Genomic DNA, 15,762 nt, shown 5'->3' with positions numbered 1-15,762 from the left:
CCCGTGTTTCGTCCGAGTTCCTAGGAAATAACAGAGGAAGTCGGACGAAACCCAGGATTTCGGCGAAGACCTCGTCAAATTGTTCGTTTAGACGAACTTTGGGATATACTCTTCTGTAACTGAGAAAAATTCTCAATAAGGAGATCGGGAATGACACACACATCGACCCTCACCCACCTGCGTAAAACCGCCCTGGCAACGCTGGCCACCGTCGCGCTCGTGGTCACCGGTTGCTCGGCAGAGCGTGCACAGGAAAACGAGAAACCCACCGTGCTCACCACCTTCACCGTGCTTCAAGATATGGCGCAAAACGTGGCCGGGGACCACCTCACCGTCGAGTCGCTCACCAAACCCGGAGCGGAAATCCACGAATACGAGCCCACCCCCTCAGACATCAAAAAAGCGCACGATGCCGACCTGGTACTCAACAACGGGCTCAATCTTGAAGCCTGGTTCGACAGGTTCCTTCACGATTCGCAGGCAAAGCATAAAACGGTGAGCGAGGGGGTCACCCCCATCGGTATCACCGAAGACACCGCCGCGGGCACCCCCAATCCGCACGCCTGGATGAGCCCCACCAATGCCGCCACCTACGTCGATAATATAGCTGCCGCCTTTACCCAGTTAGACCCCGATCATGCCGATGACTACCGCTCTAACGCCGAATCCTATAAGGAGCAGCTGCGCACTATTCAGGATGATCTCACAGAGAAGCTGGACACCCTTCCCTCCGGGCACCGTGCCCTGGTGACCTGCGAGGGCGCATTCAGCTACCTCGCCCACGACGCGGGGTTGACCGAGCAGTACCTGTGGGCGGTGAACTCGGATAGCGAGGTTTCGGCCAGCCGGGTGGCGCAGGTATCCGGTTTTGTGCGCGAGAACAGCGTGCCGGCTGTTTTTTGTGAATCAACCGTCTCGGATTCGACCATGCAGCAGGTGGCCTCCGACACCGGTGCACGTTTTGGCGGGGTGCTCTACGTCGACTCCCTCTCCGGGGCAGACGGCGATGTGCCCACCTATCTGGATCTGCTGCGTCATGATGTCTCGGTGATTACCGACGGGCTGGCCGGTAGCTGATGCTGGCTGTATCGGTTGATCGGATTAGCGTGAACTACGGGCCGGTTCGTGCCCTGGTTGATACCACGGTTCACCTGGAAAGCGGGGTGCTCTGCGGTTTGATCGGGGTGAACGGCTCGGGTAAGTCAACTCTCTTCAAGGCAATTATGGGTGTGCAGCCGGTGAGGTCGGGGCGGGTGCAGATTCTGGGCTTGGAGATGGGGGAGGCGCGGATGTCCGGTCTGATGAGCTATATGCCGCAGAGTGAAGAGGTCGACTGGACTTTCCCTGTTTCGGTGCGGGAAGTGGTCAGCGCCGGCCGCTACCGCAGGCTGGGGGTCACCCGGCGGTTGGGTGCGGTTGACCGCGCCGCGGTTGACGACGCCCTGGAGCGGGTGCAGCTTTCCGATTATGCGAGGAGGCAGATCGGTGAGCTTTCCGGCGGCCAGAAGAAGCGGGTTTTTATGGCCCGGGCGCTGGCACAGGAGGCGGAAGTTTTTCTGCTTGATGAGCCTTTTGCGGGAGTGGATAGGGCCTCTGAGGCGATGCTGATTGGGGTGCTAAGACAGCTGAGACAGCGGGGGAAGACGGTGCTGATCTCAACCCACGATGTGCAGCGTCTGGGGTCGTATGCGGACCGGGCCGTGCTGCTGAAGAATACGGTGCTTATGCACGCGCCTGTCTCTGAGGTTCTTCAACCTGAAAATCTGGTGCGGGCGTTTGGGCTGGGGGAGAGCACATGAGTGTCTTTGATATTTTCTGGGAGCCTCTGACCTACGGTTTTTTGCAGCGGAGTTTTGTGGTGACCGTGGCGGCGGCGCTGGTTTGTGCCCTGCTTTCGTGCTGGCTGGTGCTCATTGGCTGGTCGCTTATGGGGGATGCTATTTCGCACGCGGTACTGCCGGGTGTGGTTATTGCCTATGTTTTGGGTATTCCCTACGCTGTGGGTGCGCTGGTGGCCGGGCTGGTGGCGGTGGCCCTGATTGGCTGGGTGCGCAGTAGTAACCGGATTCGTGAGGACTCCGCCATCGGTATAGTTTTTACCAGTCTTTTTGCGGTGGGGCTTATCTTGGTGTCGGTGGTACCGTCGCAGACGGATCTTAACCATATTCTTTTTGGTAATGTGCTGGGTGTCTCCTGGGCTGAGGTGGTGCAGATAGTGGTTCTGGCTTTGCTGGTGGCGGCCGTTCTGCTTATTAAGCGCAGGGATTTCACCCTGTATGCTTTTGATCCCGGTTTTGCTAGGGCCGCCGGGTTGCGCCCCAAATTTTTAGGTGCCACCCTGCTGTTTCTTCTCGCCCTGACCAGTGTGGTGGCGCTACAGATTGTGGGGGTGGTGCTGGTGGTTGCTATGCTGGTGATTCCCGGCTCAACGGCCAGGTTGCTCACTCACAGTTTCAACCGAATGCTTCTGATCGCCTGCGCGGTTTCACTGATCGGGTCTCTGGCGGGACTCTATGCCAGCTACTATCTTGATATCTCGGCCGGTGGCTCGGTAGTGGTAGCCCAGGGGGCACTCTTCTTCCTCGTCTACCTGCTCGCCCCGCGCCACGGGGTGCTAGCCCGCTGGCGTGCGCGGCGTTCTGCCGTCTAGATCTTGCGCACAAAAACCGCGGCGGCACTCTCGCTATCAAGCGGTAGGGGCTGATCGTTACCCTCTATAATCGGGCTACCGGCAGTGATACGCACGATTTTGCCGGGCGCGAGCCCTCGCTCGCTAAAAGTGCGCAGGAGATCAGCATCGGAGTCAGAGATGCGCTCCACCCGCACACCCATGACCGTGTCCGGTGAAAGGGATGACTCCTCGATCACCTCCGAAAGCCGCAGGGTGCTTCCGGGTAACACCGCACCGTCGGCAGCCGGAATGGGGTCACCGTGCGGGTCTCTCTGAGGGTGCCCGAGAAGGGCATCGATCCGTTCAATCATAAAATGCGAAACCGCGTGCTCCAGTTCCTCGGCCTCATCGTGCACCTGATCCCAGGTGTATCCCAGCACCTCCACCAGAAAAGTTTCAATGAGCCGGTGCCGCCGAACCATCTCAACAGCATAGCTACGCCCGGTCTCGGTGAGCTCAATCGGCCGGTAGGGGCGGTGAACCACCAGCCCCGCAGCGTGCAAGCGCTTGACCGCATCAGAGACCGAGGAGAGACGATTCCCGGTGCGCCGGGCAATAAGAGTTGTGGTGGCGGGCTCACCCGAATACTCAGAAAGAGACCAGATAACTTTGAGATAGTTTTGTGTGCTATCGGAGAGGTTCGAGAGAGTCATACACACAAGTGTAGGCTAAGCACTCTACCTGCCTTCTCCGCTGGGCGACGGCCAACTTTCGGCTAAGCTAGCAGGGCAGCCCTAACGATTCTATGGAAGAGCGGTATTTTTGGAAAATATCAGAGTACACCCGCCGGTTGAGGGTAGCTGGCGCAAAGACCCCGGAGCCCGCTACCTGGTTGCCCTCGATATTGACGGAACCCTGGTCTACCACGACGGCACCATGACCGATGCGGTGAAGCTGGCGGTTCAAGATGCGGTCTCGGCCGGGCACTGTGTGGTTGTCTCCACCGGGCGTTCGCGGCAGGCGGCACTGCCTATCGCTGAAATGCTGGGGATCGACCGCGGCTACATGGTGACCTCAAACGGGGCGGTCACCCTTGAGCTTTCACCCCGCTATGCGTCCTCCTACCGGGTGCTTGATACGGTTTCTTTCAACCCGCAGCGTGCTATCTCGCTACTCCAGGAGCATATGCCCTATGCGCAGATGGCGCTAGAAGTACCCACCGGGGAAATCTATGCCACCGCCAAGTTTGAAGACGGTTCCTTTGGTGCGCAGACTATCTCGGCCACCAAGCAGCAGCTGCTGGAGAAAGAATCCGCCACCCGTGTGGTTGTGTTTGCTGATGACGTTGATCCCGAAGTTTTTAGGACGTCGATCCATGCCGCCGGCCTACACGGGGTGAACTATGCGGTGGGGTGGACCGCTTGGCTAGATTTGGCGGCGCACGGGGTATCAAAGGCGACAGCACTTGAACAGATTCGCCGGCATCTGCACATAGATCCGGCACACACGGTTGCCGTGGGCGACGGCCACAACGATATTGAGATGCTACGTTGGGCGGCCCGCGGAGTGGCCATGGGCGAGGCCGATGACGAGGTGATATCCGCCGCCGACGAGGTGACCCTGAGCGTCTACCGTGACGGTGTGGTGCCGGTGCTGGCGTCGCTACTCTAGGGGCACCGGGTTGACGGGGCGTGGGAACTGCGGGCGCGGTACACGACCGGTGTCTTACCCACCGAGAAAAACGGGGCAACACCCGCTAATATAAGCAGGCTGATAGTATGATGGGTGTACATGCCCAACACAGACAGAGGAAAATCAGGTGGGAACATACCTTTCTGACCGCTGGGGGCAGATACTCTTCGCGAGCTGGCAACACTTTTCGCTCGTCGTCCAGTGTCTGTTTCTCGCCACGGTGCTTGCCATAGCAATAGCAGCACTGTGCTACAAGAACAAAACACTCTCAGCCGCCGCCAACAGCATATCCGCCATCGGTCTCACCATCCCCTCCTTTGCGCTCATCGGGTTGCTCATCGCCCCCCTGGGATTCGGTGTGGCACCGGCGGTTGTGGTCGTGACCTTCTACTGCCTACTCCCCATCCTGCGCAACGCCCTGGTGGGGCTCTCAGGTGTTGACCACGGTCTGATAGAGTCCGCGCGCGGTATCGGCATGTCACGGGCAGCCACCTTTATCAAAGTAGAACTACCGTTAGCCTGGCCGGTCATTCTGGCCGGCATGAGAGTCTCAGCCCAAATGACCATGGGAGTTGCCGCGATCAGCGCCTACGTGCTCGGCCCCGGCCTCGGCAGCTTCATCTTCTCCGGGCTCTCCCGCCTGGGCGGCGCAAACTCACTCGAATCGGTGATTACCGGAGTGGTTGCCGTCGCCACCATCGCCCTTATTCTCGACGCCCTGCTCCTCCTGCTGGGCCGTATAACAACCTCGCGAGGTATCCGTGTCTAACTCAACCACCACAGCGGTCGGATTCGACCCCAAACTGACAGAAATAACCGGTGCCACCATCCTGCTGGAAAACGTCACCAAAACATACAGCACCACAAAACCCGCGGTCAACCAGCTCACCCTAGAAATTCCGGCCGGCAAAACGGTCATGTTCGTGGGCCCCTCCGGCTGCGGCAAAACCACCACCCTCAAAATGATCAACAGGCTCATCGAACCCACCTCGGGCCGCATAGTCATCAACGGTGAAGATGTCACCGACATGAACGGCGACCAGCTCCGCCGCCGTATCGGCTACGTGATCCAGGCCGGCGGACTCCTGCCCCACCTCACCGTCGGTGCAAACATTGGTCTGGTCCCCAAAATGCTCAAATGGGACAAAAAGAGAATCAGAGAGCGCACCGATGAACTGCTCGATCTAGTCTCCCTGGATCCCGAAACCTACCGAGACCGCTACCCCAAAGAACTCTCCGGCGGCCAACAGCAGCGGGTGGGGGTTGCCCGCGCGCTCGCCGCAGACCCGCCGATCCTCCTCATGGACGAACCCTTCGGCGCCGTTGACCCCATTACCCGCCAGCGTCTGCAAGAAGAACTCATCCACGTGCAAGCAGAATTACACAAGACCATTGTGTTTGTGACCCACGATTTCGACGAGGCGGTGAAGCTCGGCGACTGGATTGTTATTTTCAACGAGGGCGGAAAAATCGAGCAGTACGGCACACCCGAGCAGATCCTTTCAAACCCCGCCAACGACTTTGTTGAAGACTTCATCGGCTCCGGTGCCGGGCTCAAACAACTGGGGCTTGCCCGTGTGCGCGATGTCCGTATGACACACCTTCCCGCTATCCGCATGGGTCAGGACGCCGGTGAGGCCGCAACCCGGTTAGCAGAAGAACACGAGCAGAGCGCGGTGGTCATCGATCGCAACGACCGCCCCGTGGGCTGGGTCACCGCTCGTCAGCTCCGGCAGATGGACAGGGTGGGCGCGGTCACCCACCGGGCCCTACCCCTGGTGGGTGAATCGTCAACACTCGATGACGCCCTGGATACCATGCTGGTCTCCGGCTCGTCCTCGGCGGTGGTGACCGGGCCCCGCGGTAGGTATCGGGGGATCATCACCGCCGCCACCGTGATCAGCACGATCGAGGGTCTCTCAACAGAGCCTGACGACGTGTCGGTCCCGGTGGGCCACAACACCGGCGCTATACCCGTGGCTACCACCGGTACCAACGGGGTGATTAGCTACGAGATGGCAGAGGAGACGCGGGGAGAACCGACCTCGCCCGCCGATCGGGAAGGGGGCGGGAGAGCATGAGCGTGTCCGTGAGCGAAAACCGCCGGGCCGCACAGGACCTTGCCGCCCTGTCCGAGAAGAGGGGCTGGAAGGGTCTGCTCGTTCAGCCGCTCGTGCTCCTGCTGATTCTGGCCTGTATGCTCTGGTGGCTATACACGGCAGATCTTACCGAGACCGAGCGGGTTACCCTGTCACCGTCCTCACTCTGGGGCTTGACCGTGCAGCATTTTAACCTCACGGTGATCTCGGCGGCAGTTGTGCTGGCGACAGCCATTCCTCTGGGTATCGCGCTGACCCGGCGCCCGCTACGGTGGCTGGCAGGGATTTTTATGGGGCTGGCAAATATTGGGCAGGCAGCCCCCATGATTGGGCTGCTGGTGCTGTTTGCTTTCTGGCTGGGTTTTGGATCTGGGGCGGCCCTGGTGACCCTGGTGGTCTATGCTTTTTTGCCGGTTCTCAAAAACACCATGGTGGGGCTGGATGCTGTGGATTCCCGGCTGATTGAGGCGGCACACGGGATGGGCATGAGCTCCCGGTCCGTGCTCTGGAAAGTTGAGCTGCCCCTGGCGGTGCCGGTGATGCTGGCCGGTATCCGCACAGCTCTGGTACTGCTGGTGGGTTCGGCGACCCTGGCGACCTTTGTGAGCGGTGGTGGCCTGGGGCTGCTGATCACCACCGGAGTAAACCTGGCTCTGGACAGGATCCTTGTCTTCGGGTCTTTGCTGGTGGCTGTCTTTGCGTTGGCGGTTGACTGGCTTGCCCGCCTGGTTGAGTACTATGCGACCCCGAAGGGACTCTAAATATGAAAACTTCACCACGAATTTTGGGTGCTTTAGCCGCTCTTCTGTTGGGTTTGAGCGGTTGCGGGTTACAGCCGTCGACATCGGCTGTTCCCGGTGTGGAGGCGGCAAGCCTGGAGCATATCGACGCTGCCCGGGGACAAAAAGTCACCGTGGCATCAAAAAACTTTACCGAGCAGCTCATCTTGGGCAAGATGGCGGTTTTGGCGGCCGAGGCATCGGGGTTTGACGTTACCGATATGAGCAATATTCCGGGCTCACAGCCGGCGCGAAAATCGATGACCAGCCACAGCAGTGACATTATGTGGGACTATACAGGCACGGCCTGGATGATCTACATGGGCAACACCTCGGTGATTGCCGACAACCAGCAGATGTGGCAGGCCGTGCACGACTCTGACCTCGCCCACGGGATTACCTGGGGTGCACCCAGCCCCATGAACAACACCTACGCGCTTGCCACCCGCTCCGAATACGCCCAAGAAAAAGGAATAACCACCCTGTCCGATATAAGAAACCTTCCGGTTGAAGAGCGAACGATCTGCGTGGAAGCCGAGTTCAACTCGCGCACCGACGGGCTGAACGGGATGCTTGAGAAATACGGTATCCCCAGGGGGACAGCAGACGGTGTGCCCGAGAGTAACATACACGTGATGGACACCGGAACCGTGTACACGACCACCGACGAGGGCATGTGCAACTTCGGTGAGGTCTTCACCACCGACGGAAGAATCAAGTCCCTTGACCTGAGCGTGCTCGACGACGATGAACACTTCTTTCCCGCCTACAACCTCGCAGCAACCTTCAATACCGAGCTGGTCGAGCGGTACCCCCAGCTTGAAGAAAATTTCAATAAGATCTCTGCGGCACTCGATAATGACACGATGCGGGAACTCAACTACCGCGTGGACGTCGAGGGGCAGGAGCCCGCGGACGTTGCCCGTGACTGGATGGTGAGTGAAGGCTTTATCATATAGGCCCCGCCCTACGGGGACGATACCGGGGTGCCGTCAATACGCAGTAGGGTTTCAACCAGCGCCGGAATGGCTGCCTCCTGCTCGTGGTAGAGGGAACGCACCAGAGTTTTGCTGACCGCCTGAGCCGAGATGCCCAGAACCCCGGCGACGGTTGCCTGTTGGCCGCGCACCCCCGGCACGATGAGGGAAATGACACGGTTTTCCACTGCCGAGCGGTCCGCGGCGATACGGTAGAGTAGCCGGGCCAGCCCGGTGGCCTGCTCCGAAAAAGCACGGTCTGCCCCCAGTACCACGGTGCCGCGTGCCGGTGAACCCGTCTGAGCCTGCTCAACGGCAACCCGTGAATAGTCGAGGCTGTCACCGCTGCACTCGGTGGTTGACACCGCGCCCAGTGCGGCGGCAAACCGGGGCGCTTTAAGGGGGCCGGTGCCGATACCCACCCAGAAAGCCTGCCCCCGGGCGGCCAGCAGCATGGCGCGCACGGCAGCCTCTGCCGAATTGAAGGCCCCCTGGACCTCGTCAGGGTAGGTTTGGACGAAGGCAATGGTGGGCTCAAGCGCCTCCAGCTGTTCGAGGAGGAGCTGACAGGTGAGCCCGGCACCGGGGGTGCGCCTCATACAGGTCAGTACATACACGGGTTATCCGTCTTCCCAGAAGAGCGATTCGCAGTCGACCCCGGCGATAAAAAGTTCTTCCTCCAGGGTCCGGCGGCATTCCACGGGCAGGGCGATGCAGCTGTACCTGGCGGTCTCGTCGATATAACCGGTTGCCTTATCGAAACCTATCCGAACCCCGGCGAGTTCGCGGCAGAGATTCATGATACCGTCGAGGTCGTCAGCAGAACCGAAGACCCAGAAAGATTCGGTGTCGGTCAGCTGAAAGAGACCCACCGGCTGGCCGGCACCTGCCCTACCGCGAAGGCGGGTCCAGGCCCCCATGGCGCCGGGGCCGTCGGGTGGTGCAACGGGGTCGAACTCCCAGGAGCGGGCATTGCCCAACCAGGTGGGTATCTCGGGCAGGTAAAGCGGTGCATTACCCACGGGCCAGGAGGCCCCGGCGTAGACACCTTTCTCGATAGCCTGCCAAAAGGATTCCTCATCGAGGGACGTGCCCACCGAGTTGAGAAGGCTGCGGTCGTTGGCGGCACCAAATTCGCGTACCCCCGAGTCGATAAGTTCGGGCATCTCGCCCATGGCGTCGGTGAGATATGCCTGATCCCAGAAGGTGGGCCGGGTCACCTGCTTGGCTTTGAGGAGAAGCTCGTTAATAAGGTAGAGGAACTCCGGATCGCCGAGCGCCACAGTCTGCCCCTGAAAATGGAACAGGTAGGGGGTGCGCGCCATATGGGTGGGGTGCACTGACTTTCCGCTCCTTTCTTACCCGCGGGACCTGTCTCAAGATTACCCCGAGCGGGGCAAGGCTGGGTAGACCAACCTCTTTCGGCAGCCGGTTTGTTTGACCTCAACCGTAGCAGGGAGCACCGACACGGTGAGAGAATTTTTACAGCATAAACACATAAGAACTAGTGGCGCAGACAGTGTGGGCGCAGATGGTGAACCTGTCACCATAAGGGGGGTGTTTTTAAAGATCACGATTCTATAAAGTTATACTGTCCCTACCCGGGAAACGGTCTAGCACGACTCCTGGGAAAGAGCACAGGCCGCCACCGTGGCAGCAACATACACAAAGAAAACCGAGAAACCCAAGCAGGGGAGCACAGCCTCTTGAAACACGCACAACCGAAACACGCACAGCCCGCATCCCTCAAAATTCCGCGCATGAACCGCCGCCAGGCAGGCATTATGGTGCTCACCGGTATCGGCGCGGCGGTTGGACTATCCACTGCCGGGGCGTCATCGAGCGATATCCGCGAGGTCAGCCCGGACCAGCGGGCGGCAGATACCCAGACCCTGCTCAGTCTCATGAACACTTTCCGCGCGGAAAACGGGGTGGGCCCGCTCAACCACTCCACCACCCTCGCCGCCGTGATGGAGCCGGAAGCCCGCCGGCAGGTGGCTGCCGGGGCTGTAGCCCACGGCACCAGCTTTCTCAACGACTCTCGAGTGCAGGGCAACACCTTCGCCCGCGAAATCATTGCGCTTTCCTATAACGACGACCTCAACGAGCTCCTCAATTTCTGGAAGGGCTCAGCGGCACACCGGGCAGCCCTGCTCTCGGCGGAGGCAAATGTGTGCGGTATCGGCCTGGCCTACGGGCACGGCACCGGCCTGCCCTGGAGGATACTGGGCAACGTAGGGCTATGGGGCTTCCCCGGCGGCGGGCCCGCTGATACCTCGGTGCAGTCAAACTCTGTGACCGAGGTTTCTGAGGAGGAGCTGGCCGGTGAGCGGGTAACGGATCAGCCGGATACTGGATCCCAAGCTTCGCAGCCGGAGGACGAGGCAGCCCAAACCGGACAGCAGAAGACAGCTGAGCCTATCGAGATCACCGGTGCTATTGCTGAACGCTACTATGCAGACGGCGGCGAAGCGGTATACGGCCCCGCCACCGCCTCAGCCCTACCCACTGAAACCGGCGGCTCCTACCAGATTTTTGAGAAAGACGGCGCCCGAACCATTATTCTCTGGAGCAGGGCAACCGGTGCCTGGGCGGTGCGGCTCTCGGGTCCGCTGGGGCAGGCATGGACCAAAGCCGGCTCGGAGAAGGGCTACGGCTATCCCACCTCAAACGAGTACCGGTTCGGCATCTACACCCTGCAAGATTTTGAGGCGGCAGTTCTGGCCCGAAACTCGCTCACCGGTGCGATAGAGGTGAGGTAGGGGCCGCTAGACCGTGCGCACCCTGCCGGTCACGGAGTGCCAGGCCAGGGTGACACCCCTGCTGAACCTCTGGTGTACCTCGACCCCGCTGCGGTATTCACCGGTAACCGGGTAACCGTAACCGTTCTCGTATCCGGCGCGCATCCATGCCTGCCCGATTCCGCCGGTTTCTTCTACCGCGTGTGCGCCGTGGGCCGGGTGCCAGAGGAGTTTGAATACTTTATTATTTTTGCGGAAGGTCTGGTAGGCCCCGCCCCCTGACAGGCCGCCGTATTCGCTCATGACCGGGTAGCCGTAGCCGTTTTCATGGCCGGACCGCATCCAGAGTTGGCCGATAGCGCCGTTTTGGTAGACGGGGTGCGCCCCGGTTTCTGGTGACCACATGAACTTGTAGACCTGGCCGCTGCCGGTTCGAAACATCTGGTAGGCCCCGCCAGAGGCGAGCCCGCCCGACTCGTTCATGGTGGGTGCCCCGAACCGGGTCTCGCCGCCGAGCGCATAGTATTTTTCGCCGATAGCCCCGCGTAGGGTGTAGCTTGCGGTTCTGAACTGTGCTCCCGAGGTGATGCTTGACTGAATATCGCCGGGGCCGTTGTTGCCGTCGTAGCGGTAAATACCGACATTGCCCAGTATCCTCCAGGGCAGGCCGGTACCGTGCCCGTACGCCAGGCCAATACCCAGGGTGTTTGCGGCGGGGGCCAGTACGGCCGCGTTATGGGCGGGGGAGGATTTCCAGAAGGCCAGGAGTTGGCCGATGTCGTCGTTGTAGGTGAGAGCTATCACCTCTCGCACAAATGAGTATCCGCGAACCTTGGCGTTATAGATGAACTCTGTGCCGTGGGAGTAGTACCCCTGCACAAATTGGCGGCGTGCCTCGGAGTCCATGACCGAGGCGATGGTGGCTGAGTGGTTGAGGCGGCTCAGCCCGTTGTGTGACCGGTAGGTGTTGATGAGGTCGAGGAGTTTTTGGGCGTCATGGTTGCGCTGGGCTGTGGAGACGGAGCGGATGTCGTTGCTTCCCGCCTGCGCTACCGAGATTCCGGTCCCCGAGGCAAGGGTGATTCCGGCTGTTGCGAGGGCCAGTTTGCCTACCTGTCGGCGGTTCGGTGTGGTTGCTGCCCCGTGTACGAAGCTGTGTTTCATGGTTGTCTTTCAATATATGTGTGGTGGTGCGGCCGACCGGGAGTGTCCGGTTCCGCGGCTATATTTGTAGGTACAATTATCGGATTTGTCCCTATAAGTAGGGGTATCTCTTGGATGACTTTATAAAATCGTGACCTAATTTTGGAGTATTTGACGGGGTTTTGCTCTGTGTGTCTCGGTTGATTGAGGTGGCGGACCGGGTGAAGCCTGTCCCCACATGTGGTGGCATTCAGCTGTTGGTGGGTTAATGTCGGGTAGCTGGGGCTGCTTTGGGTGTAGTTTCGGTAGGTAACAGAGTCGGCTCAGTGGCGCTGTGTGTTCTATAGCTACATTCTTGGTGTACTCATGTGTGAAAGGTGTGAGTTTCTGATGTCTGTTCCTCTTCCCATGCTTCCCCATGAGAGCGGTGACTCCGGTCCCTATCCGACAGACTGGTCTTTGTTCGAGGAAGGTAATCCGGCACCGGGCGAGCCTGAGAGCTGGCTGCGAATTATTAATATGTGGAGGAGGAAAGCCGAAGCTCTTAACAAGGGCCTTGATGCTTATACCAGTATGGGGGAGCTCAAGGGTCAGGGCTATAAAATCCGCTACCTCAATGACAGTACCAGAGTCTCTCACGAGTACATGAGCCTGGTCCAGCAAGAACTCTACCGGATGGGCTCGGTGGCCGAAGATTGGTATACCGCCCTGGTTGATCTGCGTTCTCGGGCCAGGACCGCTCATAGCCGGGCTACTGATGCTACTGAAACTATGGCCGATCTAGAGGTCAAGATACGTATGTATGAGGAAGACCTGGCCACCCTGAAATACGGTTCTGCCGTCTATGTGGACGTGGAGAATCAGCTGGCCGCTTTCCGGCAGCAGCACGAAGAGGCTTCCCAGGTGTTGACCGCACAGCGGTCAATCGTGACCGATATTGTTAGCGACCGGGAAGAACACGTGGCTTATCTGAAAGAACGCTACGTGCTGAAAAAGAATCGGGATATAGCTGCCCAGGCCCGGGGTAATCTGGGTTTGTCTACGGGCACGTCTCCGTATTCGGGTGGGTACTCGCAGGGTGCCGGACTGTTTGAGCTTTCGTCGGAGGCTACCCTGGGTAATCCGCCGGTTTCTTATGATGAATTGGTTCAGATGCGAAGCAGAGCAGGGGAATCTGATGAGGCTCTGAGGGACTATCTGGGCGCTTTGAACCTGTTCAGTCCGGCCGAACTGGATCTGTATCTGCGGAAAGACCCGGAGGGTATTCCTCTTCTTTTTGATCAGCAGCTGGTGGAGAAGACTCTGGTCAATGACTATTCTGATCTGCTGGTGGGTCTGGTGCATGTGGTGGAGAATCTGCCGGAGATTTCTTCTGATGAGTCATCGGCCTATGCTGATTTTGTCAGGCAGATGGGTGCCGGTGCTGATCTGCTCTATAGGGGCATGTCGTCTTTTATCCTGGGTGTGGAGAAGTCTCCGGGGACTCAGAGAAGGGCCTGGATGAAGTTTTTGGCCGGGTTGGACCCGGTCTACTATCCCAGTGTGCTGAGGGACCGGCTGAAACTTTCATCGACCTGGCTGCACAAGAATTCCGGTTTTTGGGTGGACGGGTGGCTGAGGGCCTCAAGCGGGCTGGAACCGGTGCCGGGACCTGGCTGGGGAAGGCTGCCGAAGGTAGCAGCCGGTTTGCCGATACTGCCGGGGGCTGGGCGGCACGAGCGGCCCGGGGAAACCTGGCATCTATGGATGACTGGGTTAAGTCCACCGCAGGTAGCGCCGATGATCTGGGTAAGGGAGTCTCTGCAGGGATGAGGGGGAGCCTGGGGGCCGGTTTTCAGGGCCTTTCTCGCTGGGCCGGGCAGGTCGCGGCCCAGGCTGGGAAACACGGTCAGGGGGTAGAAAAAATGATGAGGTCCCTTCCCCAGTACAGTTTGCCTGCTAAAGATTTGTTGATGGATGCCGATACCAGAGTTGCCCATAATGCTGCCTACCTGGCCGAGAAATACGCCGGCTCTGCCCTGGGTAAGGTGGGTGAGCATATGCCGGCGGCGGCAAAGACTCTCAAAGGTGTTGCCGGGGTGGGCACAGCGGTGGGGGCGGTGACGACCTACAGCGATTACTACAATAACGATCAGCACCAGACAGATGACGAGGGTGAGAAGAGGGCCAGGGCGGTTGGAGCTAGCGCAGCCACAACGGGTCTGGGCATAGCCGGTGGTGCTATTGGTGCCGCTATTGGGTCTATCATTCCGGGGCCGGGTACCGTGGTCGGTGCTATGGTTGGCTCCTACCTTGGTTCCCAGCTGGGCGAACAGGTCGTCAAGGAAACGGGGTTCGACGATTGGGCGGCTGATACTGTCGGCGGTGCCTATAAGGATACCGAGAGCGCGGTGGGGGATGCGGCCAAGAATATTGGCCAGGGTGCCCAGGGTCTGCTGGACGGAGCCAAGAAATTTTTTGGGGGTTAACATATGCTGGGATTGATTGAGATTACCCCGAAACTCCTGTTTGGTTTCCTCTTTGCTGTGGTTACGTTGGCTTTTTGGTGGCACAGGGCCTCGGGACGGAACCGGTCCAATGCCTTTGTCAGCGATCCCTTTTGGCCCGACCGCCGTCTATTCATCTTTGGTGCCGGCGGTGTCATGTTCGGGGGGATGACGATATCTCTACTGATGGAGCAGGTTCCTGTACTGGAACCCTACTACCGGATTCCCGCTGTGATAGGAACCCTCATTTGGATATTAGCTTTTTTTGGTAACATCCTGATTAATATTTTAACCTTCTTTACTGCTCCTTTCTTTGGTTACCGGCCTCGCTGGTGGCGGCTAACACAGCATACTCTTTATGCTTGGCATCGGCACAAGAAACATCATCATGTTCATGCGTGTCGGTTATATCGGTTTCCTACGCTTACCGAGTGTGTGAAGAAGTCTATCACCGATATTTATATTACGGATCAGCCGTATGCGACGGAGATCGCCGCGTATACAAATACATATACTAGCTATCATCTGTACCAGCAGCAGATTCCGTCGTGGAAGACTCATCCGTACAGTCTGCGGGGTACGATTACCGGCCCGTTCACTTTTACCGGGGTCGTTCCCACTCACCTGGTGACACCGCAGCATCTGGACTACCGTAAATCCATCTACTACCCCAAAGAACCCAACCTGGCCCCAACCACCACCCGCACCGTAGAACTCTTTGTAGATTTAGAACGGTTGAGTTTTGTGCAGACAGCAGATGAGGACTATCTTCGTCGGCACAGCTGGTTGGTTTCGTTTACGAATGTGCGGGAGGGGGACCTCGTCATGAACCAGCTGGAATCGGGGCAGCTACAGATCACTATTGGGGGTCCTGACCCGGACACCGGCCAGCCCTTTGTGTTTACCAGTGAGAACCGGCCCTGGGCCCGGCAGAAGGCGCGGAAACCGGAGAAGCTGTTGAGGGCTTTGGGCCATTGGCGGAGGCTGGTGTTTGCAGAAATTCAGCGACGAGATTTTTATGGGGAGACGAGTCTGGTAGAGGAGGGCATTAGTCCCGACCATGATCAGCGGGAGTATTTTATGGAGGACGGTGCTTTTTCCTCGGGTCGTTATGGGGTACCGCCCAGTGCTGCTGGTGAAGTCTATGGTTCTTCTCTAGGGGCGGCGGAAGATCTGGATATAGCGGATATATCAGATATTGGAGATTAAAGGAGGGTAGACGCCTTCGGTAGAG

16 protein-coding genes are annotated in these 15,762 nt (G+C 58.9%); 12 read left to right on the top strand and 4 right to left on the bottom strand.

The window, feature by feature from the left end; all coding sequences use genetic code 11:
* Nucleotides 1-150 precede the first annotated feature (150 nt).
* From ACS1BR_RS06895 to ACS1BR_RS06885, 3 genes are read left to right on the top strand one after another with little or no spacing between them, the layout of a single operon-like run.
* Nucleotides 151-1,077: a metal ABC transporter substrate-binding protein gene (locus ACS1BR_RS06895; protein ID WP_463561223.1), complete on the top strand. Its 927-nt coding sequence runs from the start codon at nt 151-153 to the stop codon at nt 1,075-1,077.
* On the top strand, nt 1,077-1,799 hold the full coding sequence (locus ACS1BR_RS06890) for a metal ABC transporter ATP-binding protein (RefSeq protein WP_463561222.1): 723 nt from the start codon (nt 1,077-1,079) through the stop codon (nt 1,797-1,799). The genes ACS1BR_RS06895 and ACS1BR_RS06890 overlap by 1 nt, the downstream gene beginning before the upstream one ends.
* The gene (locus ACS1BR_RS06885; RefSeq protein WP_463561221.1) at nt 1,796-2,650 is read left to right on the top strand and encodes a metal ABC transporter permease; all 855 of its coding nucleotides are present in this window, start codon (nt 1,796-1,798) and stop codon (nt 2,648-2,650) included. The genes ACS1BR_RS06890 and ACS1BR_RS06885 overlap by 4 nt, the downstream gene beginning before the upstream one ends.
* Here ACS1BR_RS06885 and ACS1BR_RS06880 read toward each other — a convergent pair.
* Entirely contained in the window at nt 2,647-3,324 is a 678-nt protein-coding gene (locus ACS1BR_RS06880) for a metal-dependent transcriptional regulator (RefSeq protein WP_463561220.1), read from the bottom strand. The two genes, ACS1BR_RS06885 and ACS1BR_RS06880, sit on opposite strands and share 4 nt — an antisense overlap.
* A gap of 109 nt (nt 3,325-3,433) precedes the next feature.
* Here ACS1BR_RS06880 and ACS1BR_RS06875 point away from each other — a divergent pair, with 109 nt between their 5' ends.
* The 5 genes from ACS1BR_RS06875 to ACS1BR_RS06855 all read left to right on the top strand — a co-directional run bounded on the left by ACS1BR_RS06875 (nt 3,434) and on the right by ACS1BR_RS06855 (nt 8,140).
* Nucleotides 3,434-4,282, top strand: a complete 849-nt coding sequence (locus ACS1BR_RS06875) for an HAD family hydrolase (RefSeq protein WP_463561218.1) — start codon at nt 3,434-3,436, stop codon at nt 4,280-4,282.
* A gap of 148 nt (nt 4,283-4,430) precedes the next feature.
* Nucleotides 4,431-5,072 carry an ABC transporter permease gene (locus tag ACS1BR_RS06870; protein WP_463561217.1) on the top strand — a complete coding sequence of 214 codons (642 nt, stop codon included), beginning with the start codon at nt 4,431-4,433 and terminating at the stop codon, nt 5,070-5,072.
* Nucleotides 5,065-6,384, top strand: coding sequence for an ABC transporter ATP-binding protein (locus tag ACS1BR_RS06865; RefSeq protein WP_463561216.1), 1,320 nt, complete (start codon nt 5,065-5,067; stop codon nt 6,382-6,384). Before ACS1BR_RS06870 ends, ACS1BR_RS06865 begins: the two co-directional genes overlap by 8 nt.
* Nucleotides 6,381-7,163 (top strand): ABC transporter permease, encoded by a 783-nt coding sequence (locus ACS1BR_RS06860; RefSeq protein WP_463561215.1) that lies wholly within the window; start codon nt 6,381-6,383, stop codon nt 7,161-7,163. Before ACS1BR_RS06865 ends, ACS1BR_RS06860 begins: the two co-directional genes overlap by 4 nt.
* Nucleotides 7,164-7,165: 2 nt before the next feature.
* A complete protein-coding gene (locus tag ACS1BR_RS06855; RefSeq protein WP_463561214.1) occupies nt 7,166-8,140 on the top strand; it encodes a glycine betaine ABC transporter substrate-binding protein in 975 nt (324 codons plus the stop codon).
* An 8-nt stretch (nt 8,141-8,148) separates the two neighbouring features.
* On the opposite strand, the gene ACS1BR_RS06850 is transcribed toward ACS1BR_RS06855, so the two are convergent.
* Entirely contained in the window at nt 8,149-8,757 is a 609-nt protein-coding gene (locus tag ACS1BR_RS06850; protein ID WP_463561213.1) for a recombinase RecJ, read from the bottom strand.
* A gap of 21 nt (nt 8,758-8,778) precedes the next feature.
* On the bottom strand, nt 8,779-9,498 hold the full coding sequence (locus ACS1BR_RS06845) for a hypothetical protein (protein ID WP_463561212.1): 720 nt from the start codon (nt 9,496-9,498) through the stop codon (nt 8,779-8,781).
* Between the two features lie 366 nt (nt 9,499-9,864).
* Here ACS1BR_RS06845 and ACS1BR_RS06840 point away from each other — a divergent pair, with 366 nt between their 5' ends.
* The gene (locus ACS1BR_RS06840) at nt 9,865-10,920 is read left to right on the top strand and encodes a CAP domain-containing protein (RefSeq protein WP_463561211.1); all 1,056 of its coding nucleotides are present in this window, start codon (nt 9,865-9,867) and stop codon (nt 10,918-10,920) included.
* A gap of 6 nt (nt 10,921-10,926) precedes the next feature.
* Here the strand turns inward: ACS1BR_RS06840 and ACS1BR_RS06835 are convergent, their stop codons facing one another.
* The gene (locus ACS1BR_RS06835; RefSeq protein ID WP_463561210.1) at nt 10,927-12,063 is read right to left on the bottom strand and encodes a CAP domain-containing protein; all 1,137 of its coding nucleotides are present in this window, start codon (nt 12,061-12,063) and stop codon (nt 10,927-10,929) included.
* 369 nt (nt 12,064-12,432) lie between these two features.
* On the opposite strand from ACS1BR_RS06835, the gene ACS1BR_RS06830 reads away from it, so the two are divergent.
* The 3 genes from ACS1BR_RS06830 (at nt 12,433) to ACS1BR_RS06820 (ending at nt 15,737) form a co-directional block, all read left to right on the top strand.
* Nucleotides 12,433-13,854 carry a hypothetical protein gene (locus ACS1BR_RS06830; RefSeq protein WP_463561209.1) on the top strand — a complete coding sequence of 474 codons (1,422 nt, stop codon included), beginning with the start codon at nt 12,433-12,435 and terminating at the stop codon, nt 13,852-13,854.
* Nucleotides 13,785-14,510, top strand: coding sequence for a glycine zipper domain-containing protein (locus tag ACS1BR_RS06825; protein WP_463561208.1), 726 nt, complete (start codon nt 13,785-13,787; stop codon nt 14,508-14,510). Before ACS1BR_RS06830 ends, ACS1BR_RS06825 begins: the two co-directional genes overlap by 70 nt.
* Nucleotides 14,511-15,155: 645 nt before the next feature.
* Nucleotides 15,156-15,737 carry a hypothetical protein gene (locus ACS1BR_RS06820; RefSeq protein WP_463561207.1) on the top strand — a complete coding sequence of 194 codons (582 nt, stop codon included), beginning with the start codon at nt 15,156-15,158 and terminating at the stop codon, nt 15,735-15,737.
* The last annotated feature ends 25 nt before the right edge of the window (nt 15,738-15,762 follow it).

Source organism: Rothia sp. 18CD1-1 (genome assembly GCF_055285355.1).
This window is presented reverse-complemented; position numbering and strand designations above follow the sequence as displayed.